The following is a 1,013-nucleotide window of genomic DNA, read 5'->3' as shown; positions in this document are numbered from 1 at the left end:
CGGTGGCGTCCACTCCCCAAGCGCGCACTTGGCGCGCCTGGGCCGAGGACAACGTGAGGGTGACCCAGGTGTTGGACCGAGCGACACCGATGATTTTAGGATAAAAGCTTACCGGCACGCGCATCACTGGGCGAATGTTATGGGTCAGTAGATAAAAGAGCAAGGGCAGCGACGGGTAGCCGCGATCAAACAACATGATGGTCGCAATCTGGCGAGCCGCCAGTCGCAGAAAGGCCTCCACATGTTGGCGAGCCAACTCGCGCTCCCCGGTACGAAAGGGAGCGATTACGGCATCGACGACGATGCCGTTTAAGACATCGTAGAGTTGGGACGCCCGAGCCTTGGCCACCTCAAAGGTGCCCTTCCCAGTCGCTACCCCATATTCGGCCCGCAACGGAGGGGAATCAGGCAATTGCTGCGTGGAACCGTCGACCGCGAACACGCGAAAGTCGCGAAATGTACGATAGTCCTCGTCGTCGTAATACCGATTCACAAACGCCGTATTCAGTTCGGTAAACGCTTCGGGACGAATTTTTTGCCGTGCTTCACCAAAGGACTGTTTCGTATATGTAGTCTCCTCGGCTTGGAATGGCCACAACCGCTCCCGAAACTGATCCAATTCGATTTGAGTGCTGCGTCGGGCTAAATTTAAAATCATGGACATGGCCCCGACGAACCCGACCTTGCGGTCGCGGGTAAAATCTTGCGGACGTTCTTTGGATCGCTCCCGAAACCCCAAATCTTGTAATGTTTGACCGACGGTATTGATAAGAGCCAACGCTTTTATGAACATTATTTCCACCTCCCGTGCAAGAATACTGGAAGGTGGCCCGAAGGTCCAGCTTTTTTATTGGCGACACGCGTTGAACCGCCGAGATCCGGAGTCATTAACGCACTCAAACGTTCTCGATTGCTAGCGAACGTTTGATCGGAAATTCCTTAACCTGACACCATTGGGACGCGCCCCAATGGTGTCAACTTAAGGGAACCTACCATTTAGTGCAATATTCGTA

At 53.8% G+C, this 1,013-nt stretch carries 1 protein-coding gene; it reads right to left on the bottom strand.

All coding sequences use genetic code 11. The features are described 5' to 3' along the window. The coding region (locus tag AC2VLY_RS02100) for a transposase (protein WP_486921695.1) at positions 1-793 on the bottom strand (793 nt) is incomplete at its 3' end. Positions 794-1,013: the final 220 nt, after the last annotated feature.

It is taken from the genome of Acidithiobacillus sp. TH-A36 (assembly GCF_057473445.1).
This window is presented reverse-complemented; position numbering and strand designations above follow the sequence as displayed.